Origin of the sequence: Peteryoungia rhizophila (genome assembly GCF_004912145.1) — a bacterium.
GTDB classification, from domain to species: Bacteria; Pseudomonadota; Alphaproteobacteria; order Rhizobiales; family Rhizobiaceae; genus Allorhizobium; species Allorhizobium rhizophilum.
On record NZ_STGT01000003.1, the window covers coordinates 769,887 to 790,508 of the forward strand.

At 61.7% G+C, this 20,622-nt stretch carries 19 protein-coding genes; 12 read left to right on the plus strand and 7 right to left on the minus strand.

Translation table 11 applies throughout. The features are described 5' to 3' along the window. Nucleotides 1-65: 65 nt before the first annotated feature. A complete protein-coding gene (locus E9677_RS14900; protein ID WP_136558843.1) occupies nt 66-1,088 on the plus strand; it encodes a zinc-binding alcohol dehydrogenase family protein in 1,023 nt (340 codons plus the stop codon). A gap of 49 nt (nt 1,089-1,137) precedes the next feature. Here E9677_RS14900 and E9677_RS14905 read toward each other — a convergent pair whose 3' ends face one another. From E9677_RS14905 to E9677_RS14915, 3 genes are all read right to left on the minus strand, one after another. Next, nucleotides 1,138-1,545 (minus strand): winged helix-turn-helix transcriptional regulator, encoded by a 408-nt coding sequence (locus E9677_RS14905; RefSeq protein WP_136558844.1) that lies wholly within the window; start codon nt 1,543-1,545, stop codon nt 1,138-1,140. A 310-nt stretch (nt 1,546-1,855) separates the two neighbouring features. Then, entirely contained in the window at nt 1,856-2,470 is a 615-nt protein-coding gene (locus E9677_RS14910) for a L,D-transpeptidase (protein ID WP_136558845.1), read from the minus strand. Between the two features lie 177 nt (nt 2,471-2,647). After that, nucleotides 2,648-4,312, minus strand: a complete 1,665-nt coding sequence (locus E9677_RS14915; protein WP_136558846.1) for an electron transfer flavoprotein-ubiquinone oxidoreductase — start codon at nt 4,310-4,312, stop codon at nt 2,648-2,650. Nucleotides 4,313-4,580: 268 nt separating this feature from the next. Here E9677_RS14915 and E9677_RS14920 point away from each other — a divergent pair, with 268 nt between their 5' ends. Then, nucleotides 4,581-5,552, plus strand: coding sequence for an NAD(P)-dependent oxidoreductase (locus E9677_RS14920; RefSeq protein WP_268960309.1), 972 nt, complete (start codon nt 4,581-4,583; stop codon nt 5,550-5,552). A gap of 90 nt (nt 5,553-5,642) precedes the next feature. Continuing rightward, nucleotides 5,643-7,046, plus strand: coding sequence for an FAD-binding oxidoreductase (locus E9677_RS14925; protein WP_136558848.1), 1,404 nt, complete (start codon nt 5,643-5,645; stop codon nt 7,044-7,046). A gap of 5 nt (nt 7,047-7,051) precedes the next feature. Here the strand turns inward: E9677_RS14925 and E9677_RS14930 are convergent, their stop codons facing one another. Continuing rightward, nucleotides 7,052-8,014: a hypothetical protein gene (locus E9677_RS14930; RefSeq protein WP_235882960.1), complete on the minus strand. Its 963-nt coding sequence runs from the start codon at nt 8,012-8,014 to the stop codon at nt 7,052-7,054. 142 nt (nt 8,015-8,156) lie between these two features. Here E9677_RS14930 and E9677_RS14935 point away from each other — a divergent pair, with 142 nt between their 5' ends. Both E9677_RS14935 and E9677_RS14940 read left to right on the plus strand, forming a co-directional pair. Next, nucleotides 8,157-8,942, plus strand: a complete 786-nt coding sequence (locus tag E9677_RS14935; RefSeq protein ID WP_136558849.1) for an SDR family oxidoreductase — start codon at nt 8,157-8,159, stop codon at nt 8,940-8,942. Between the two features lie 123 nt (nt 8,943-9,065). Then, nucleotides 9,066-9,293 carry a hypothetical protein gene (locus tag E9677_RS14940; RefSeq protein ID WP_136558850.1) on the plus strand — a complete coding sequence of 76 codons (228 nt, stop codon included), beginning with the start codon at nt 9,066-9,068 and terminating at the stop codon, nt 9,291-9,293. A 51-nt stretch (nt 9,294-9,344) separates the two neighbouring features. On the opposite strand, the gene E9677_RS14945 is transcribed toward E9677_RS14940, so the two are convergent. Next, nucleotides 9,345-9,533 carry a hypothetical protein gene (locus tag E9677_RS14945; protein WP_136559073.1) on the minus strand — a complete coding sequence of 63 codons (189 nt, stop codon included), beginning with the start codon at nt 9,531-9,533 and terminating at the stop codon, nt 9,345-9,347. A 268-nt stretch (nt 9,534-9,801) separates the two neighbouring features. On the opposite strand from E9677_RS14945, the gene E9677_RS14950 reads away from it, so the two are divergent. The 4 genes from E9677_RS14950 (at nt 9,802) to E9677_RS25215 (ending at nt 12,847) form a co-directional block, all read left to right on the plus strand. Continuing rightward, entirely contained in the window at nt 9,802-11,094 is a 1,293-nt protein-coding gene (locus tag E9677_RS14950) for an Hsp70 family protein (protein WP_136558851.1), read from the plus strand. Between the two features lie 225 nt (nt 11,095-11,319). Further along, nucleotides 11,320-12,210 (plus strand): uracil-DNA glycosylase, encoded by an 891-nt coding sequence (locus E9677_RS14955; protein ID WP_136558852.1) that lies wholly within the window; start codon nt 11,320-11,322, stop codon nt 12,208-12,210. Between the two features lie 143 nt (nt 12,211-12,353). Further along, on the plus strand, nt 12,354-12,545 hold the full coding sequence (locus E9677_RS14960; RefSeq protein ID WP_136558853.1) for a hypothetical protein: 192 nt from the start codon (nt 12,354-12,356) through the stop codon (nt 12,543-12,545). A 143-nt stretch (nt 12,546-12,688) separates the two neighbouring features. Beyond that, nucleotides 12,689-12,847, plus strand: a complete 159-nt coding sequence (locus E9677_RS25215) for a hypothetical protein (protein ID WP_168801216.1) — start codon at nt 12,689-12,691, stop codon at nt 12,845-12,847. A gap of 81 nt (nt 12,848-12,928) precedes the next feature. On the opposite strand, the gene E9677_RS14965 is transcribed toward E9677_RS25215, so the two are convergent. Then, nucleotides 12,929-13,825 (minus strand): hypothetical protein, encoded by an 897-nt coding sequence (locus tag E9677_RS14965; RefSeq protein WP_136558854.1) that lies wholly within the window; start codon nt 13,823-13,825, stop codon nt 12,929-12,931. Between the two features lie 331 nt (nt 13,826-14,156). Between E9677_RS14965 and E9677_RS14970 the strand changes: the two genes are divergently transcribed. After that, on the plus strand, nt 14,157-15,392 hold the full coding sequence (locus E9677_RS14970) for an MFS transporter (protein WP_136558855.1): 1,236 nt from the start codon (nt 14,157-14,159) through the stop codon (nt 15,390-15,392). A 3-nt stretch (nt 15,393-15,395) separates the two neighbouring features. Here E9677_RS14970 and E9677_RS14975 read toward each other — a convergent pair whose 3' ends face one another. Next, nucleotides 15,396-16,076 carry a DMT family transporter gene (locus E9677_RS14975; RefSeq protein WP_136558856.1) on the minus strand — a complete coding sequence of 227 codons (681 nt, stop codon included), beginning with the start codon at nt 16,074-16,076 and terminating at the stop codon, nt 15,396-15,398. Nucleotides 16,077-16,365: 289 nt separating this feature from the next. Here E9677_RS14975 and E9677_RS14980 point away from each other — a divergent pair, with 289 nt between their 5' ends. Both E9677_RS14980 and pepN read left to right on the plus strand, forming a co-directional pair. Next, nucleotides 16,366-17,475, plus strand: coding sequence for a methyl-accepting chemotaxis protein (locus E9677_RS14980; protein WP_136558857.1), 1,110 nt, complete (start codon nt 16,366-16,368; stop codon nt 17,473-17,475). Nucleotides 17,476-17,722: 247 nt separating this feature from the next. Continuing rightward, complete coding sequence (gene pepN, locus E9677_RS14985) at nt 17,723-20,371, plus strand: aminopeptidase N (RefSeq protein WP_136558858.1); 2,649 nt, start codon at nt 17,723-17,725, stop codon at nt 20,369-20,371. Nucleotides 20,372-20,622: the final 251 nt, after the last annotated feature.

Consider the following 20,622-nt stretch of genomic DNA (forward strand, 5'->3'; position numbering starts at 1 on the left):
TTCTTGCGCAGAACAAATCTATGTCCTTAATGGGCAGCGTGCAAACGCAAGACAGGAGTTTCCCCATGCGAGCCATCGGTTTTTACACGCCCCAGCCCATCACCTCCGACGAGTCCCTTATCGATCTCGACCTGCCGATGCCCGAGGCTTCCGGCCGCGACCTCCTGGTCGAGATCAAGGCCGTCTCGGTCAATCCCGTCGACACGAAGGTCCGCCGTAATCACACGCCTGCCGCCGGCGAGGCCCGCATTCTCGGTTATGACGCAGCCGGCGTGGTGAAGGCGGTCGGCCCGGACGTGACGCTCTTCAAGCCGGGTGACGAAGTCTACTATGCTGGCGCGATCGTCAGGCCCGGCACCAATGCCGAATATCATCTCGTCGATGAACGTATCGTCGGCATCAAGCCGAAGTCGCTGAGTTTTGCCGAAGCGGCCGCTCTCCCGCTGACTGCCATCACCGCCTATGAGGCGCTGTTCGACCGACTCAAGGTCAACGACCCCGTGCTGGGCGCCGAACGGGCGATCCTGATCACCGGTGGTGCGGGTGGCGTCGGTTCGATCGCCATCCAGCTGGCAAAACAGCTGACTGACCTCACAGTGATTGCCACGGCCTCACGCCCGGAAACCGCTGAGTGGGCCAAGTCTCTCGGCGCCGATCACGTCATCGACCACAGCAAGCCGCTCGATCAGGAATATGCAAAGCTTGGCATCGGCGCGCCCGCCTTCATCTTCTCGGTCACGCATTCCAGCCAGCATCGACTGGCCATGGCCGAGATCATCGCGCCGATGGGCCGCATCTGCCTGATCGACGACTTTCCGGAAGGCTTCGACATCCTCGCCTTCAAAATGAAGGTCGTATCGCTGCATTGGGAGTTCATGTTCTCACGCCCGATGTTTCAGACACCCGACATGATCGAGCAGCACAAGCTGCTGACACATGTCGCGGAACTGATCGATGCGGGCAAGATCCGCACCACGCTCGACACTGTCCTTGGACCGATCACCGCCGAGAATCTGCGCAAGGCGCATGAGATCATCGAAAGCAACAGGGCGCGCGGCAAGATCGTGCTGGAAGGATTTACGGTCTGACAGACTGACCGGGGCCGTCGCGGTCTGCGGCGGCCATCCGCACTGGTCGTCAGGCGGCAGAACGCATGATCGCGGCGCTACCGACCGGATGCTCGCTCGGCTTTAGTGTCGCACCTTCGACGGAGACGAGGTTTTCCTGCCCCCAGCGGCCGATCGCCTGGAGGACCGGTTCGAGGCTTCGTCCGAGCGGGGTCAGTGAATAATCCACCCTAGGCGGCACGACCGGATAAACGGTGCGCGCGACGAGCCCGGCCAATTCCATGTCCCTCAGCTGCTTCGACAGCATGCGGTGGGTGATTGTCGGAAGGCGCTTGCAGATTTCGTTGAAGCGGAGAACCTCGTCGCGAAGGAGATTGTGAAGGATGACACCCTTCCACTTACCATCGAGAAGCTGGAGGGTTGCTTCGATCTGGCAACCGCCGAGGTCCGACATTCCGGCATTCGTATCGCGAGCCATGCAAAATCCCTTCTCAATTCTTTGACGTCACCAGAGGCTGGCGCGCCTTGTTCCCACTTAGACCCAGCCGGCCGGAGCGAAAAGTCTCCTGCCGGTCGGAATTGGTCGACACAGCGTCAACAAGAGTTTCGACGCAAATGCGCGTCACAAAGTTTCACTGCGGGGAGATTGAGGCAAAGTCGCGGGGCGGCAAGGGCGATTTCGCACTCGTGAGTTGGCGTGAGAAGACGTCGTCACGGGTCGATCAAAAAGACGTGGCGCCGGTCGCAGGGCCGGCGCCACTTCAGTTCAGACGGATCGGCTGGGGCAATCAGGCCTGCATGACGATGACCTTGGAGCCGACCTTCACGCGATCGTAAAGATCGATCACGTCATGGTTCATCATGCGCACGCAGCCGGAGGACATGGCCTGGCCGATCGACCAGGGCTGGTTCGTACCATGCAGGCGGAACAGCGTATCGTTGCCGCCGCGATAGAGATACATGGCGCGCGCGCCGAGCGGATTGTTCGGGCCGCCAGGCAGACCGCCCGCATATTTCAGGTTCTTTTCCGGGTCGCGCCGGATCATGTTCGGCGTCGGCGTCCAGGTCGGCCATTCGGCCTTGCGCCCGACATAGGCATTGCCGGCGAGCGCCAATCCCGCACGGCCAACGCCGATGCCGTAACGCATGGCCCGTCCATCGCCGAGAACATAGTAGAGCCGGCGTTCGGGCGTGTTGACCACGATCGTTCCGGCCGGATGCGACGTGTCATAAGCCACTTCCTGACGGCGCAGCTCTGGCTTGATCTTCTCGATCGGCACCTTCTTCAGCGGAAAAGGCTCATCTGGCACGTCGCCATACATGGCTTGCTGGTTGGGCATGGACTGGCAGCCGGCCAGGAAAAGCGGCAGACCGAGCAGGAGACCGCGGCGGGAAATGGTCATGATTCAAAGGTCCTCGGGAAGCGATTCGTTACCGAGGAGCCTAGAAATTTATGGTTAATGCCGGGTTAAATCTTAGGGTGAGCGTTAAGATCGATGGCGAAGATGGGGCAGCCGGGAATAGCGATCGGCGTTTGCGAACCGATGAGAAAGGGAGGCCTCTCGACCGCCCTTCCATCATCACATGTTCGGATAGACCGGCCCCTCGCCGCCTTGTGGCGGCACCCAATTGATGTTCTGGTTCGGGTCCTTGATGTCGCAGGTCTTGCAGTGGACGCAGTTCTGCGCGTTGATGACGAAGGTCTCTTCGCCGTCCTTTTCCACCCATTCATAGACGCCCGCGGGACAGTAGCGCGTCGACGGACCGGCAAAAACCTCGAGCTCGGAGCGCTTCTGCAGGTCCATGTCCTTGACCTTCAGATGCACCGGCTGGTCCTCTTCGTGGTTGGTATTGGACAGAAATACCGAGGAGAGACGGTCGAAGGTCAGAACGCCGTCCGGCTTCGGATAGGCGATCGGCTTGTGGTTCGCCGCCGGCTCGAGCGATGCTGCATCGGTCTTGCCGTGCTTCATCGTGCCGAAGAAAGAGAAGCCGAGAACCTGGTTCATCCACATATCGATGCCGCCGAGGCCGACGCCAAGCGCCGTACCGAGCTTCGACCAGAGTGGCTTGACGTTGCGGACCCGCTTCAGGTCCTTGCCGATATCGGTCGAGCGCCATTCGTTCTCGATCTCGATCGGCTCGTCGTTTGCGCGACCGGCTGCAATCGCATCGGCGATCTTCTCAGCCGCCAGCATGCCCGACAGCACAGCGTTGTGAGAGCCCTTGATGCGGGGAACGTTGACGAGACCGGCGGAACAGCCGATCAGCGCGCCACCAGGGAAGGAGAGCTTCGGCACCGACTGGTAGCCGCCCTCAGTGATGGCGCGGGCGCCGTAAGACAGGCGTTTTCCGCCCTCAAAGGTCTTGGCGATCGCCGGGTGCGTCTTGAAGCGCTGGAACTCCTCGAAGGGCGCCAGATAGGGGTTTTTGTAGTTCAGGTGCACGACAAAGCCGACGGCGACCATGTTGTCTTCGAGGTGGTAAAGGAAGGAGCCGCCACCGGTCTTCATGCCGAGCGGCCAGCCGAAGGAGTGTTGGACCAAACCCGGCTTGTGGTGCTCGGGCTTGACCTGCCAGAGTTCCTTCAGCCCGATGCCGAACTTCTGCACATCACTCTCGCGCGACAGGTCGAACTTGGCGATCAACTGCTTGGCGAGCGAGCCACGCACGCCTTCCGAGATCAGCACATATTTGCCGAGCAGTTCCATGCCGCGGGTATAGGCCGGACCCGGCTCGCCATTCTTCTCGATGCCCATGTCGCCGGTGGCAACGCCGATGACGGCGCCCTCATCGTTGTAGAGCACTTCGGAGGCGGCAAAGCCCGGATAAATTTCGACACCGAGCGCTTCCGCATGGGCGCCCAGCCAACGACAGACATTGCCCAGCGAGACGATGTAGTTGCCGTGATTGTTCATCAGCGGCGGCATCAGCATGTTGGGCAGGCGGACCGAGCCGGCGGGGCCGAGAAAGAGGAACTGGTCGTCGGTGACTTCAGTCTTGAACGGGTGATCGGCCTCTTCGCGCCAGCCGGGGATCAGCTTGTCGACACCGACAGGATCGACCACGGCACCGGACAGGATATGCGCGCCGACTTCGGCACCCTTTTCGAGCACGACAACGGAAAGATCGGGATTGACCTGCTTCAGCCGGATCGCTGCCGAAAGACCGGCCGGGCCTGCGCCCACGATCACGACGTCGAATTCCATGCTCTCGCGTTCAGGCAGTTCCATCTCGGTGCTCATCGGTCATTCCTCGCCAGGCGGTGTCTTCCGCCTTTCTCCTTGACAAAACCCAACCGGATTGTCGAGCCGAAGCGCGACGCGCCACGGCGCAAATTCCGGCAGGGCGGTGTGAAGCGTCAGAATATCTTACGTGTACGTAAGGGTCAATGCGACGGTTGCGCTGCCATGGCCACAGTCGCCACCGGTGGGCCTCGCGCCTCCTCCCCAACGAAAAGTGCGACGCCCTGTTCCGCCTGCGTCAAATCCTGTCGCAGGCCAAAATCTGCCTTTGAACCCTTTCCCGCTTTGTCGCAGTCTCTGCCAAAACGCCAGCAGGGGACAAGACGACATGGCACTCACATATGGTTTCATCGGGCTTGGTCATCTCGGCCGCCATCTCGCCGGCAGTCTGGTCAGGTCCGGCTTTACCGTCGTGGTCAACGATCTCGATCCTGAAAATGCGAAGGAGCTTGTCGCCGCCGGCGCCCGGTTCGCCGCCGATCCTCAAGCTGTGGCCGAAGCCGTCGATGCCGTCATCACCTGCCTGCCCTCGCCCAAGGTCACCGAACGGGTGCTGACCGGTGAGCGCGGCATTCTGAAAGGCTTGAAGCCCGGCGGCACCTGGATCGAGATGAGCACGCTCGACGAGCAGGAAGTCCTGCGGCTCGGCAAGATCGCTGCCGATGCCGGCGTGCGCATGATGGAATCCCCCGTCACCGGCGGCGTGCATCTCGCCGCATCCGGCGAGATCACCGTGATCATCGGCGGGGACAGTGATCTCTACGACCTGCATCTCCCGGCCTTCCAGGCCATAGGCAAGCAGATTTTTCGCGCCGGACCTCTCGGGAAAGCCGCGGTCATCAAGGTCATCACCAACATGCTCGCTTTCATCCACCTGATCGCCACCGGCGAGGCGCTGATGCTGGCGAAAAAGGGCGGCATCGACCTCACCGACGCCTTCAACATCATCAAGGCCTCCTCTGGCAACAGCTTCGTGCACGAGACCGAGGGCCAGGTGATCCTCAACGGCAGCTACAACATCAACTTCACCATGGATCTCGCCGTGAAGGACCTCGGCTTCGCGCTTGGTTTCGGCCGCGAGTTTGGCGTACCGCTCGACCTTGCCTCCCACGCCCTGCAGACCTTCATTCGGGCCCGTTCTGCCTATGGCGGTGACGCCTGGTCGTCGCAGGTGGTGAAACTTCTCGAAGACGCAACCGGTACGGACCTGCGGGCACCTGGCTTTCCCGCGGAGCTTTGAGGGGAGCCGAGAGGGCGGGAAAGACCGCAGGGTGGCTTGCGGCAACCGAACTTTCCGGCGAAGAAGCCGCAAACAGATCAGGTTTGCCCCATGTCTTCGCACCCGACCTTCTCGCCCCATGACTTCGCCCGCGCGCTTGACGGCCTGCATCCGGACCTCCGGATTCTCGGCCCCGACGCACTTGCCGGCCGGCATCCCGGCGAAGACCCGGCGAACCTGAATGCCGGCGTGATGGTGCAGCCTGCCTCGACGGAAGCGGCATCTGCACTGATTTCCTGGTGCCGGGCGAACCATGTCGCCATCGTCCCACAAGGAGGCTTGAGCGGTCTCGTCGGCGGTGGCGCAAGTCGGGCCGGAGAAGTTCTTTTGTCCAGCGCCAGGCTCAATCGCATCATTGCCATCCATGCCGACGAAGAGACCGTCGAGGTAGAAGCCGGTGTCACGCTGGAGGCCCTGCAGGCCGCGCTCGCGCCCCATGACCTCACCACCGGCATCGATCTCGGTTCGCGCGGGTCGGCGACCATTGGCGGCATGGTCTCGACCAATGCCGGCGGCATTCTCGCCTTCCGCAACGGAGTGATGCGCCACCAGATCCTCGGGCTGGAAGCCGTGCTGCCTTCGGGCGAGGTGTTTTCGGACATGACGCGGGTGGTAAAAGTTTCTGCCGGGCCTGATCTCAAGCAACTCCTCATCGGCGGCGAAGGCGCCTTCGGCTTTGTCACGAAGGTGGTAATGAAGGTCGAGCCAATCCGGCCGCATCGCGCCGTAGCACTTCTCGGCGTCGAAAATGCAGCCCGTGCACTCCAGGTCGCCGCTCGCCTGCGCCGGCATCCGGCCCTCCTGCTCGAAGCTGCAGAAATGATGTGGCCGCGCTATGTGCGCGATCATGCGGCCCTGAAGGGCTTCGACATCTCCTGGCTGGAAGCGGATGCCGCCGTGCTATTGGTGGAAGTCTCGGGTGAGACCATCGAAGCGGCCACGACATTGCTGGAAGATGAGCTTGCCGCACTCTGGGATGAAGCGGATCTCAAGGGCGGGATCGTTGCCCAGTCCTCCGACCAGACCCGCCGCTTCTGGGACCTGCGCGAGGATTCTGGCTTCTATTTCGCTGAATTCCCCAATGCGCCGTCCTTCGACGTGTCGATGCCGCCGTCAGCGCTGGACGCCTATGTCGCTGGCCTCAGCGCAGGCCTCGCCACCATCGGCAACGGCCTCGACGCCTATGTCTACGGCCATATCGCCGACGGCAACCTGCATATCGCGATCGCCGCTGCGGGGCCCTCACCCTCAGACCTGAAGGCGCTCATCGAAGAAGCCGTCTATCATGGCATCACCGCCTCCGGCGGCAGCTTCTCCGCCGAACATGGCGTCGGCCTCGACAAGCGCTCGGCTTATCTCGCCCATGTCGATCCGGCCAAACAGGCACTCGCCCGACAACTGAAATCACTCATCGACCCGGACATGCTCTTCAACCCGGGCAAAGTGCCGTTCTGATCTAGTTAGACTACCTCGATTGGTTCGACTTTCGAAAACCCCTTCTGCTTCGAGAAATTCATGCTGTGGCGGAAATTTCGAAGCGCATCCGAAGGATCGATTGCGGCGAGGTTTAACAGTTCGAATCCTGACCGCGTAAAGTGAACCGACAAGATAGGGGACCAGCCTTTGTGGCCGGTCGTGAGGTCGAGCAGGTTGCTGAAGCAAGTCACATAGACCTCATCTAGTGGCAAAAGCTGCAAAAGCTCACCACCGGTTTTCAGCGCAACGCTGGCAACATAGTCCTGGTACAAGCTGTTTAACTGTCCGACGGGCAAAGGCGTTTCCTTGACCTTCCCACCTGCGGATTGCGTGCGTCGGAAACGCGGGACTATCTCATCGCTGTGGACCTTTGGCTGAGCATGGACGAAGCTTTCGCCAATGGAGAAGCCGATCTCTTCGCCTATGAGATCGTTCTCCGATAGGGCCTGCATCTCTGCAATGACCTCTCTGATCGCCGCGGCCTCTCCTCTAAGTAACCTGCGCGCCAAGCCCGTGTCATCGTCCCACTCACACATGGCGGCTGTATAATCAGACTGCCGCTGCTGAAATTCACGGAGATCAAGACTAGCGCCAGCAGCGACGGCAGCTTCCATTTTGGCTCGACGGGCGGAAGTTCCTCCGCCCAAGAAATCAAATAAACTCGGGCGAAAATTTGCGAGTCGCAGCTTCGCCTTCTCTTCGTGAACTGCCGTTTTTTCTGGTGCGTCCGGTTGTGGCTCCGCGCCGATCCTTCTCCAATCAAGTCCTTTGGAAAGAGTAGCATGCACACTTACCAACCCGTCTATGTGTCTCTGCCAGTCCTCAACGGCAGCAGCAGACTCGGCGAGCAAACGCTCTTTTCTGGCCGCTTTTTCGCGCCTCTCGGCATCTCTGGCAGCGGCGCGCGACGCCGCCGCCATAGAACGAACAACACCCTTCCAGCCCAAGTCTACCTCCACCCCAACAGTTGACGAGCACCAGCATCTAAACACAACCTTGAATCAATTTTCCACCCGCTGTTCTAACTGGTCCTGGGCTGGTAGCCTGAATCTTGAACTTCATTGCATTACTAGACGAAGGATACCCCCCATGGATCTCGGTATTTCCGGCAAACGCGCCCTCGTTCTCGCCGCCTCGCGCGGTCTCGGCCTCGGCATCGCCAAGGCGCTCGCGGCCGAGGGTTGCCATGTGCTGATCTGCGGGCGCACGGAAGAAAAGCTGAAGGCCAATGTCGAGGCCATCAAGGCTGCCGGCGGCAAGGCGGATTATGTGGTGGCTGATATCGCCGATGCGCATTTCGTCGACCAGATGCTGCACGCGGTCCATCATACGCTCGGCGGCATCGATATTCTCGTCAACAATACCGGTGGTCCGACGCCCGGCACGGTAGAAGACATGGATGCTGAAAAGCTCTACAATTTCTTCCAGTCCATGGTCGTGCGCGTCATCACGCTGACCAACGCATTGGTGCCGCTGATGAAGACGCAGGGCTTTGGCCGCATCCTCACCATCGCCTCCTCTGGCGTCTTCGAGCCGATCCCCAATCTCGCCCTCTCCAACACGCTGCGTGGCGCGCTTGTCGGCTGGAACAAGACGCTGTCCTCGGAGCTCGCCTCCTATGGCGTGACCGCCAACATGCTGCTTCCGGGTCGTATTCACACCGATCGCATCGACGAACTCGATGGTGCCAACGCCAAACGGACGGGTCGCAGCCTCGACGAGGTGCGCGCCGCCTCGGTCAAGTCGATCCCGGCGCAACGGCTGGGCAAGGTGGAGGAGTTCGCCGCGGCAGGGGCCTTCCTCTGCTCCGCCCAAGCGAGCTACATCACCGGCAGCATGCTGCGTGTCGATGGCGGAGCAGCCCATTCGATCTGAGCCGCCAGCAGCCATCCACGGCTCAAATTCGCATTATCTAAAATGAGAGCGACCGGTTGAACGGGTTGGAAATCTCTTGGGTTTACTCCAAAGCGAGAAACCTGGGAGATGAGAGTTCCCGTGATGACCGATGCCGGACATGAAGACCGGATGCTGCTGGCGCTCGAGCCTGCAGCTCTCGTGACCGATCTCGAGCCAGTGGTCGAAGAGCGCGTGCGCGTCCCGCGCTCTCGAAACGCCAGCTATGGCCGGATCATCGACCACTTCCTGACCAAGCTCGAAACATTCGACGAAGAGCACGACCCGCTCGATGGGCCGCTCTTGGCTGCGCGTCTGTATCAGGACGTCTGAGCCGATCGACCGCCATATCTTTCCCTCAAGGCAAAGTCGCTCACTCCGCCGTCACCGACGGCGCAGCAGGACAAGTCCGGCCACCCCTGCCAAGGCAAGAACCGCCCCGTAGAGGATCCACGGGCTCTGATCGACCATGAAGCTCGACGCCGGATAGGGGAAATTGCCGGAACCTTGCCCGATCCAGATGAAGCCCATCAGGATGGCGAGGGCGGCAAGGCAATGCAGAACGAGGCGCAAAGGCGACATGGGACGATCTCCGGAGTGAGCCGAGCATAGTCCGGCTGCCTGCGAACTGCCAGTGCGGCCAATTCTCCGACAGGCGGCCAATCCCCGCACGAACCCTGGAGCGTGAACCGGCCAGACCACTCACGTCACAAAAAGGTCGCTTGCCCTCGCCCGCCCCCTGTGGCATCAGGCGCCCTCTTTCGTTTCTCGGCATCGCCGATCAAGCCGGTGCGCCGGCTCTCACAGACATTCACGCACAAGACACAAGGGGGCGATGGCCATGGCTCAGGCGCTGGGGCTCGATTTCGGCACGACCAACACCGTGATCGCCGTCGCGGAAAGCGGAGACGAGACGCGCTCGGTTTCCTTCACATCGCCGGCCGGCACCACGGACAGCATGCGCACCGCGCTTTCCTTCCTCAAGGATCGCCAACTCGGCGCCGGGGCCTTGAAGGTGGAGGCGGGCCAGGCGGCCATCCGCACCTTCATCGACAATCCGGGCGAATGTCGTTTCCTGCAGTCGATCAAGACCTTCGCCGCCTCCGCCCTCTTCCAGGGCACATTGGTACATGCACGACGCTTCCAATTCGAAGATCTCATGGAGGTCTTCCTGAAACGGCTCCAGGCCTATGGCGGCGCGGACTGGCCCGAAGGCGCCAAAAGGCTCGTTGCCGGCCGCCCCGTGCATTTCGCCGGCGCCAGCCCAGATCCGGCCCTTGCCGTCACCCGCTACAACGAGGCGCTGACCCGGCTCGGCTTTCCCGAGATCCACTATGTCTACGAACCGGTCGCGGCGGCCTTCTATTTTGCCCGCACGCTCAAACAGGATGCCACCGTGCTCGTCGCCGACTTCGGCGGCGGCACGACCGACTTTTCCTTGATCCGCTTCTCGACTGAAGCCGGCAAGCTCAAGGCAACCCCGATCGGCCAGTCCGGTGTCGGCATCGCCGGAGACCAGTTCGATGCCCGCATCATTGATCAACTGGTCGCGCCGGAAATCGGAAAAGGCAGCCAGTTCAAGAGCTTCGGCAAGCTGCTGGACGTTCCCAGCAACTACTATCTCGCCTTCTCGCGCTGGAACCAGCTCTCGGTTTTCAAGACGCTGAAGGAATTCGCCGACCTCAAATCGCTTGTGCGTCAGGCCGAAGAGCCCGAGAAGCTGGAGCTCTTCATCGATCTCATCGATCATGACGAAGGTTATCCGCTCTACCAGGCGGTTTCGGCCACCAAGATGGCCCTATCGTCTGCCGAAGAAGCTGATTTCCGCTTTGCCCCGCTCGGCAAGGCGGGAGAGAAGCGCGTGACACGCCGCGATTTCGAAAGCTGGATCGCCGACGACCTCACCCGCATGGAAGAGGCGCTCGACGACGTGCTGACGACCAGCAACACGCCGGCCGATAGCATCGACAAGATCTTCCTCACCGGCGGCACATCCTTCGTGCCCGCCGTGCGCAACATCTTCCACCGCCGCTTCGACGCAAGCCGCATCGAAACCGGCGGCGAACTCGTCTCCATTGCGCATGGGCTTTCGCTGATCGGCGAGCGCGACGACATCGAGCAATGGGTAGCGTGAAACAACCACCCTCCCCTTGATGGGGAGGGTCGGACCGCAGGTCCGGGGTGGAGTGACAACCGAGGATCCGACGCTCGATGCCTACCCTATCCCCTCATACTGAGGCGCCTGCACCAGCAGGCCTCGAAGGAGAGAGTCGCGCTCCCGCCTCAGGATAAGGGCTGATCGCCCCTCCCCCTCGCTTTCCATTTGCCTTCCGCCGCCCGAAAGAACTAGAACGGGACGATGATCCAGGCCGCAGACATGACGCCCGCTGAGCTCGCTGCGCTTCTCGCATTCCATGCGGAAGCCGGCGTGGAGTGGCTCGTGGAAGAAGAGCCGGTGGATCGGATCGCAGCGTTCCAGGCGGAGAAGTCGGCGCGACAGGCGACACGGCCGGCGGCCGAGGCAGCGGCACAAAATGCCCCCTCCCGCACGGCACCTGTCCGGGGAGCACCGCCCTCCGAGCGGCAGCCAGCGCGAGCGCAACCGTCCCAAGGCTCGTCGCTGCCGGCCATCCCTGACGAAAATGCCGTGGCCGAGGCGCGCTTTGCGGCCGAAAGCGCCCGGTCGCTCGCCGAGCTGAAAACCGCCATCGAAAGCTTCGCCAGTTGCAATTTGAAGACCTCTGCCCGCTCGACGATCACGGCGATGGGGACAGGCTCATCCGGCATCATGGTGATCGGTCCGATGCCGAACGCCGATGACGACCGCGAGGGCCACGCCTTTTCCGGTCGGGCGGGACTTCTGCTCGACCGCATGCTGTCGGCCATCGGCCAAACGCGCGAGAGCGTCCTGATTTCAACCGTCATCCCCTGGCGTCCGCCGGGCGATCGCATGCCATCCACGCCGGAAACCGCCATCTGCCGGCCCTTCATCGAGCGGCAGATCGCGCTCGTCGAACCCCGCCTCGTTCTCGTGCTGGGCAATTTCGCGGCGCGCTTCTTCTTCGGCGAAACGGGCACGATCCACGCGCTTCGGGGCAAATGGCGCGAGATCGGCGCCGGCGGCCATGCGGTGCAGGCCATGGCCACCCTGCATCCGCAGGAACTGCTGGCAGCGCCCGCGAGCAAGGCGCTGGCCTGGATGGACCTGCTTGCCTTCTCAGAGCGTCTGGATCCGCCGCAAAACGGCTAAAAAATCATCAACGTAAACAAATTATGAAGGCAGCCATGCAAATGGCGCAATGCAGGATCGCGGCGGTGTTCGTTGCCGAATCTATGCTGCACTGCGATATATGAGTCTGAAAGTGGGAGGGACACTTTTAAAGGAAGACCGCCGTGAGCCTTCGCACCCGCCCCATTCACTGCAAGTTCGAGACCCTGCGTCTCGCCGGCGACCACGGCCGCACGACAAGCCCCTACAATCGGGGAACCAGCGCCGTCTGCGCTGAACAGCTCAGCGCCCGTCATTCCGGCCAGGCCGGACGCATTGCCCGCCCCGCCTCCGTCTTCGCCGATTTCCGCGCCTAACGGGGCGCCGGAAGGCCACGCAGATTCAACGATCTGCGTGGAACGCATATCAGGGCTTCCGCATTGTGCATTGCGGCATCGGTTCAATCATGAACAGATATACCCACTGAAATCGATATGCATGTAAAGCAGAGGAGACGACCATGAGCATCTCGTTCCACCCCGTTCGTAGCCTGCGTCAGGCCATGCACCAGATCGGCCACGCGGTCAGCGCTTCGGAAGAGCTGTCGACCGCCGCCCGCAAGCGGCAGATGGCGCACAGCCGTGGTGAACAGCGTGCCTTGCAGCCGCTGGGCTTCTGATAGCATCAAGATCTGTCGGATGTTGTGCCGAGGCCCGCTTCACGCGGGCCTTTTCGCATTGCGGCACCGGCTTCCTCAAGTTCAAAGACCGCTGACCGCGCCGAGGCGCGGATCATGCTTTCCCAGGCGAACAGGCCCGCAGATCCGTTCATAGGCGAAATCGACGATCGAGAACTTGATCGCCTGCCAGCCGCAATACTCATCGAGAAAGTCACGCCTCAGAATGCAGTGATTGCGGTCGCCATCGGGCCAGTAGAGGCAGCCCGTCTCCACCGCCCGGCGAAAAAGCCGCTGCAAATGGGTGCGTGAAATCATGAAGTTCTCGGCCATCAGGCGCGCGTCGATACGGCCGATATTATAGCCTTCGCCGTCGGGAGCCAGATCCATGGCACGGCGCACGAGTTCGTCCATCACCAGCCCACCGGCCTCGGTCCAGAGGAAGAGCGCCACGCGCGACGGCGGTTCCAGCCAGCTCGGATTGAGGCAGGCGCGGCGGGCGATCTGCGGCTGGATCAGCCGGAAGAGTTCGGGCTGCGCCATCAGCGTGGCCGCCCGGTCGCCACCGTCCAGCTGGTCGAGAAGCTCCAGGTTTGTCACCAGCCATTGATGCATGGCCCGCGTCGGTATCTCGGTCGCCTCGTAGCGCTTGGGCCGGCGGTTCGGATCGCCGACGATCCGGACGAACTTGTAGCTCAGCAGCTGATCGAGGAAGTTCAGGACGGTGTTACGGCTCGCCGCATTGTTGGAGGTAATGATCTCGCGCAAATTGGTGGTCGTCAGGCCACTGCCCGGCTGCAAAGGGTCATATTCCAGCTGCAGGGCAAAGGCCGCCTGGCTGAGCAACCAGCGCTGATGGGAGGCCAGCATGCGCGAGAGCCGCGGGCTCTGGTCGAACTGGCCGCGAAGCTGGGTGGAATAGGCGCGCAAGGCCGGAACGAATTGGGGGTGGCCGAGGATCTCGGCAGCGGAGAGCGTCATCCTGCGCTCCTTGCTGTGCCAATCGATGCCCGATGGGAGCGATAACACACAACGGACGACCACTCTCGCGAGTGCCCAGCTTTCCGTCGTGTCGTATCCTTCTTCCCCATATGCTTCCCTTGGTCGGTGGCAGGCCGCTGGCTCAGCCGTCTTTTCCCGGAATATCAACAGCGTAAACGAAATCCTTACGGACTTTCAATCAATTATTGCCAATTGCCATGCGAGAACACGCATCGTCGCCCGCAAATGCGGCGCATCGCGTCGTATCCGACATTTCACGCGGGCAGCATTGCTGGCACTATTTCCGTTCAGAGAGCCCGGGGGAGGCCCAATGCTGTCCAGTCTCGCATCCATCGCCACCCTGATGCTGTCGACCCTCATGATGATGGCCGGCTTCGGTCTGATGAGCTACATGCTGCCGATCCGCTCGCTCAGCGAAGGCTGGTCGACCTTCATCATCTCCGTCATCGCCACCGGCTACACGTTCGGCTTCACGGTTTCCTGCGTCGTCACGCCGATCTTCGTGCGCCGCGTCGGGCATGTCCGGGTTTTCGGGGCGCTGATCACGCTGATGACCGTGTCGATCCTGCTCTGCGCGCTCGTCGTCGAGTGGTGGGCCTGGATGATCTTCCGTGGCCTTTCTGGCTTCGCCATCGCCGGCGCCTATCTGCTGATCGAGAGCTGGCTCAACGAACGCGTGACCAACGACAATCGCGGCGCCCTCTTCTCCGTCTACATGGTCACCTGCCTCGTCGGCTCCATCGGCGGGCAATACATCGTGCCGCTCGGTGACGTGAATGCACCCGACCTGTTCATCGTCTGCGCCCTGATCTTCTCACTCGCGCTCTTCCCCGTGGCGCTGTCGACCGCCCAGTCGCCCAGTCCGATTGCAGAGGCACGCTTCGACCTGAAGCGCCTTTACCGTCGCTCGCCGATCGCCTTCTTCGGCTCTCTGCTGTCGGGCGCCCTCTCTGGCACCTGGGGCAGTCTCGGCGGCGTCTATTCGCAGACGATCGGCATGAACACCGCCCAGGGTGCCACACTGCTTGCGGCCTTCCTGGCAGGCGGGGCGATTTCGCAGGTGCCGATCGGGCGCGTGTCCGACCGCATGGATCGCCGCCTCGTGATGATCGCCTGCGGCCTCTTCGGCGTCGGCGCCTGCGGCATGATGCTGGCCTTCGGCGCCGAGGATCCGACGGCCCTCTATATCGCCGGCTTCTTCGTCGGCACGGTGCTCTACCCGGTCTATTCGCTCAATGTCGCGCATGCGAACGACCTCGCCGAACCGCATGAATATGTGACGCTGTCGAGCGGCATCATGATCCTCTACGGCATGGGCACGGTCACAGGCCCGCTGATGGCCGGCACGCTGATGCAAGGGCTTGGTCCCAGCGCCCTGATCGCCTTCCTGGCTTGCGCCTTCGCGCTCTATGCCGGTTATGCCGCCTGGCGCATCACACGCCGTCCGGACACCGTGACACCCGAAGAAAAAGCCGACTTCCAGGCGACGATCGTGCCGATGCAGGGTGCCGACAACGCATCACCGATCGCCGAGACGGATCGCTGACATTCAGCCCTGCGGGGTGGATGCCTTGCGGGCCGCGCGGCGCTCAAGGCCGAGCTGGTGTTCGCGGTAAATGATGAAGATGCCCGCCGCCACGACGATGGCCGCCCCGATCAGGGTCGTCATCGTCGGCACCTCGGAAAACAGGATATAGGCGGCGATCGAGCCGAGGATGATCGAACAGTATTCGAAAGGCGCGATCGTCGAGACGTCGGCGTAGCGATAGCTTTCGGTCAGGAAGATCTGGCCGAGACCACCAAAGAAGCCGGCCAGTGCGACAAGCCCGACCACGACGGCCGTCCAGCGATACAGCCGAACGGTCTCTTTCAGGAACACGGCGGCGAAGACGACCGCCAGCAGTGGCATGGCATAGCCCATCGCAATCGCATCCGGCAGCGGCAGATGCACCAACCCGTAGAAACCGGTCCCCATGGCGCAGACCCCGAGCAGGCCGCGCTTGATATGCCCCAGAGGATTGTCCGTCTGCATGGCCTGGCGCAATTCACCGCGCCAGGCGAGATAGACGAGGATCGGCAGGATGGCGAAGGCCGAGCGGTGGAAGGTGATCTGTCCCGACGGAATCCCGTCGCCGGCAAGCTTGATACAGGTCTGCATGGCGACGAAGACCGTGACCGAACAGACTTTCAGAACAATGCCGCGGAGGGGATCTGGATCGGCAAAAGCCATGGTCGCAAGTTCTTGGGGTCAGTTGCGCTTCTTGCGCAATCGGGGCGGGACCGGCAACGGCTTCATCCGTGACTCGGCATTGGGGACAGCATGCACGGTCACCGAGTGATCGCAACCCCGTAAATGTCCCCAGGTGTTCCCAGAAATGGACGGAAAACACGGGCTTTTTCGCCATGAGCCGTTAACGGCTCGTTCAATCGGAGAAATTATCTTTCCTGTGAATAAGTCATATTAATGGGCACTTCGGTGTCACTTTTCAGACGGTATTTTTCAACCGGGGTGTCGCGCCATGCCGCAGACCGATCAGCTCACCAAATCGATTTCAGAGATCCGCGCCACACCCCGGACCATGCGGCTCGTCACCGAAAGCATCGGGACGGATCTCGAACGTTTCAGTTCCGATAATTCCCATGTCGTCCGGCAGATCCGGCTGCTCGCCATCAATGCGCTGATCGAGGCTGCCCGTGCAGGCGAAGCCGGCAAGGGTTTTGCCGTCGTCGCCAACGAAGTCCAGCGCCTCGCTCAGGGCGCCAGTGAGATCGCCGAGCGCTTCCAGCAGAATGTTCTCGGCCGCATCCGGCAAGGCCGGGAGATGGCAGACGATCTCGTCGACGAGATGGAAGGGGTCCGGCTTGTCGATCTCGCCCAGACGCTCGTCCAGTTCATCGTCCGCAATCTTTTCGAACGCACGGCCGATGTGCGCTGGTGGGCGACCGACAGCGCACTCTGGGAGGCTATCGAAGCCCCCTCGCCCGAGCGTGCACAGCATGCGGCCGCCCGCCTCGGCGTGATCAACCGCTTCTACACGGTCTATCTCGATCTCGTCATGACCGATGCGAACGGCCGGGTCATCGCCTCGGCCAATCCCCGCTTCCATCGCAACCTGCGCGACCAGGATCTCTCCGGCGAGAACTGGTTCCAGACGGCCCGTGCTTGCCGCAGCGGCGACGACTATGTCGTCGATACCGTCAAGCGCAGTGCCCTGCACGAAGGTCGCGACGTGCTCGTCTACGCCACCGGCATCCGGTCTGGTGGTCGCAGTGACGGCGCGCTCGTCGGCACGCTCGGTGTCTATTTCGACTGGAAGGCGCAAGGGCAGGCGATCGTCGAGAAGGAGGCCAATCTGCCGCCACAGCTGGCCGAGCGCACCGAAGTCCTGCTCCTCGACGGCAGCAACATGGTGATCGCCTCCTCCCGCCCTGAGCGGATCTACACGCATTTCGCACTTCATAATCCGCAGCAACTCGCCAAGGGCAGCTATTACGACCAGAGCGGTGCGATCGTCGCCTTTGCCAAGACGCTCGGCTACGAAGACTATGACGGCCTCGGCTGGTCCGGCGTGATCATCCAGACCATGGACAGCGACGACGCGCTTCGCCAGCAGCTGCGGCTGAAGTGACGAAAGGTCACAGCTTGCCCTCTGTCTAACGCAAGATCAGTTTGACTATTCTTGGATTTCGGCCCGCATTCTCCCGGCTTCGACGAAGAAAATTGACTATCGCGCCAAGAGCATCGTCGAAATTATCTCGCGTTTTAACAATCGTTCAGAAATTGCTGCAATCATCTCCGGCAACTTGAGCCCATTCGGTTGCGCGCTTTCCCTGCTCGCATTCTGATGGCCAACCCCGCAGCGACCAGGACATACAATGCGCACAGATACGGGCCGGATCGTTCATCTGGCAGACTACCGCCCCACCGACTTCGTTCTGGAACGGGTTGATCTGACCTTCGAACTGGACCCGACGGAAACCAAGGTGGAAGCCCGGTTGATCTTCCATCGGCGCGAAGGCGTCGATGCGAATGCGCCGCTGATTCTGGATGGTGACGATCTCACCATGACCAGCCTGCTCTTTGATCAGATCGAGATGGATCCGGCCCGCTACACCGCGGCGCCCGAGAGCCTCGTCATCCGCGACCTGCCGGAAAGCGTGCCCTTCGAGATCACCGTCGTGACGATGATCAATCCGGAGGCCAATACCCAGTTGATGGGCCTTTATCGCTCGAACGGCATCTACTGCACCCAATGCGAGGCCGAAGGCTTCCGCCGCATCACCTATTTCCCCGACCGTCCTGATGTGCTCGCCGTCTATACGATCAACATCATCGCCGACAAGGCTGCCAATCCGCTGCTGCTGTCGAACGGCAACTTCCTCGGCGGCGCCGGCTTCGGCCCGGACAAGCATTTCGCCGCCTGGTTCGATCCGCATCCGAAGCCGTCCTATCTCTTCGCGCTGGTCGCTGGCGATCTCGGCGTGGTGGAAGACACGTTCGTCACGATGTCGGAGCGCGAAGTCACGCTGAAGATCTATGTCGAACACGGCAAGGAGCCGCGTGCGGCCTATGCGATGGATGCGCTGAAGCGTTCGATGAAGTGGGACGAGGAGGTCTTCGGCCGCGAATACGATCTCGACATCTTCATGATCGTCGCCGTCTCCGACTTCAACATGGGGGCCATGGAGAACAAGGGCCTCAACATCTTCAACGACAAATATGTGCTCGCCGACCCCGAGACCGCGACAGATCAGGACTACGCGAACATCGAGGCGATCATCGCACACGAGTACTTCCACAACTGGACGGGCAACCGCATCACCTGCCGCGACTGGTTCCAGCTCTGCCTGAAGGAAGGCCTCACCGTCTATCGCGACCACGAATTCTCCGCCGACATGCGCTCGCGTTCGGTGAAGCGCATCGCGGAAGTCCGCCATCTGCGCTCGGAACAGTTCCCGGAGGATGCGGGCCCGCTCGCCCATCCGGTGCGCCCAACCAAATACCGCGAAATCAACAACTTCTACACGACGACCGTCTACGAGAAGGGCTCCGAAGTTACCCGGATGATCGCGACCATTCTCGGCCGTGACGATTTCAAGAAGGGCATGGATCTCTATTTCGAGCGCCATGACGGCGATGCCGCAACCGTCGAAGACTTCGTCAAATGCTTCGAGGATGCGAGCGGCAAGGATCTGAAGCAGTTCTCGCTCTGGTATCATCAGGCCGGCACGCCGCAGATCACCGTCTCCTCCACCTATGACGCCGGTGCCAAGACCCTGTCTCTGTCGCTCGAACAGATGGTGCCCGCCACGCCCGGCCAGAGCGCCAAGGAGCCGATGCACATCCCGCTCCGCTTCTCGCTGATTTCGGAAAACGGGGCGGAAGCCACCGCGAGCGCCATTTCCGGCGGCAACGTTTCCGGTGACGTGCTGCATCTGACAGACCGTGCCCAGACCTTCACCTTCACTGGCATCGGCAGTCGCCCGGTCGTTTCGCTCAACCGCGGGTTTTCGGCGCCCGTCACACTGCACTTCTCGCAGAGCGCAGACGACCTCGGTCACATCGCCCGCTACGACAGCGACCTCTTCGCCCGCTGGCAGGCAATCACCGATCTTGCCCTGCCTGTGCTGACGGATGCCGCCAAGAGCGCCCGCGAGGGGACAGCAATTACCACCAGCCCGGCCTTCATCGACGTGCTGTTGGCCGTCGCTGCCGACGAGGCACTGGAACCCGCCTTCCGCGCCCAAGCGCTGTCTCTTCCGAGCGAAGCCGACATCGCCCGCGAACTCGGCGGCAACAACGATCCGGATGCGATCCATGCCGGCCGCCAGGCCGTACTGTCCGCCATCGCGACCGCAGGCATCGAAGTGTTCCGCGCGCTCCATGACGCACATTCGGCCTCCGGCCCCTTCACGCCGGATGCCAACGGCGCCGGCAAGCGTGGGCTGAAGAACATCGCGCTGTCCTTCCTGACCCTGGCCGAGAACACGCCGGCCCTGGCAGCTGAAGCCTTCGCCCGGGCCGACAACATGACGGACCTGTCGCAGGCGCTCACCATCCTCGCCCACCGTTTCCCGGATTCCACCGAAGCGAAAGAGGCATTGGCTGCCTTCGAAACCCGCTTTGCCTCGAACGCGCTGGTGCTCGACAAGTGGTTCTCTATCCAGGCCACGATCCCGGGCGCGGCCAGCCTCGACCGGGTCAAGGCCCTGATGGGAAGCCCGCATTTCGCGCCGACCAATCCGAACCGCGTGCGTTCGCTCGTCGGCACCTTCGCCTTCGGCAATACGACAGGTTTCAATCGTGCAGACGGTGCGGCCTACGGCTTCTTCGCCGAGCAGATCCTCGCGATAGACCCGCGCAACCCGCAACTCGCCGCACGTCTCCTGACCGCGCTCAGGTCCTGGCGGCTGCTCGAGCCCGGTCGTGCCGACAAGGCGCGCACAGCTCTGACGACGATCGAAGCGTCGACTTCGCTTTCGACGGATGTGCGCGACATCGTCGACCGCATCCTGAAGGGCTGAACGGGGACACCATTCCAATGAAAAAGGCGCCGGCAAAACCGGCGCCTTTTTCGTCCACAGGTGTTTTTCCGGCTCCAGATCACGCGCTAATTTTCCATGAAATTCAGCCTCTTGTCAGGCCGCCAATAAAAAAGCGGAGTCGGAGCAAAGGGTTAATATTTTCTTTACCCGACCGCTCTGGACAAGGCGAATCAGCCATGATTCCTTGGCGTTAGATTCGGGCAGCGGCGCCAACGAATCACACGAGGGAC

Coding starts and splice junctions, on each gene's coding strand:
- E9677_RS14980 (WP_136558857.1), top strand. CDS start 16,366: ATGCCGCAGACCGATCAGCTCACCAAATCGATTTCAGAGATCCGCGCC.
- E9677_RS14975 (WP_136558856.1), bottom strand. CDS start 16,076: ATGGCTTTTGCCGATCCAGATCCCCTCCGCGGCATTGTTCTGAAAGTC.
- E9677_RS14965 (WP_136558854.1), bottom strand. CDS start 13,825: ATGACGCTCTCCGCTGCCGAGATCCTCGGCCACCCCCAATTCGTTCCG.
- E9677_RS14935 (WP_136558849.1), top strand. CDS start 8,157: ATGGATCTCGGTATTTCCGGCAAACGCGCCCTCGTTCTCGCCGCCTCG.
- E9677_RS25215 (WP_168801216.1), top strand. CDS start 12,689: ATGAGCATCTCGTTCCACCCCGTTCGTAGCCTGCGTCAGGCCATGCAC.
- E9677_RS14940 (WP_136558850.1), top strand. CDS start 9,066: ATGACCGATGCCGGACATGAAGACCGGATGCTGCTGGCGCTCGAGCCT.
- pepN (WP_136558858.1), top strand. CDS start 17,723: ATGCGCACAGATACGGGCCGGATCGTTCATCTGGCAGACTACCGCCCC.
- E9677_RS14900 (WP_136558843.1), top strand. CDS start 66: ATGCGAGCCATCGGTTTTTACACGCCCCAGCCCATCACCTCCGACGAG.
- E9677_RS14915 (WP_136558846.1), bottom strand. CDS start 4,312: ATGAGCACCGAGATGGAACTGCCTGAACGCGAGAGCATGGAATTCGAC.
- E9677_RS14950 (WP_136558851.1), top strand. CDS start 9,802: ATGGCTCAGGCGCTGGGGCTCGATTTCGGCACGACCAACACCGTGATC.
- E9677_RS14955 (WP_136558852.1), top strand. CDS start 11,320: ATGATCCAGGCCGCAGACATGACGCCCGCTGAGCTCGCTGCGCTTCTC.
- E9677_RS14910 (WP_136558845.1), bottom strand. CDS start 2,470: ATGACCATTTCCCGCCGCGGTCTCCTGCTCGGTCTGCCGCTTTTCCTG.
- E9677_RS14925 (WP_136558848.1), top strand. CDS start 5,643: ATGTCTTCGCACCCGACCTTCTCGCCCCATGACTTCGCCCGCGCGCTT.
- E9677_RS14970 (WP_136558855.1), top strand. CDS start 14,157: ATGCTGTCCAGTCTCGCATCCATCGCCACCCTGATGCTGTCGACCCTC.
- E9677_RS14905 (WP_136558844.1), bottom strand. CDS start 1,545: ATGGCTCGCGATACGAATGCCGGAATGTCGGACCTCGGCGGTTGCCAG.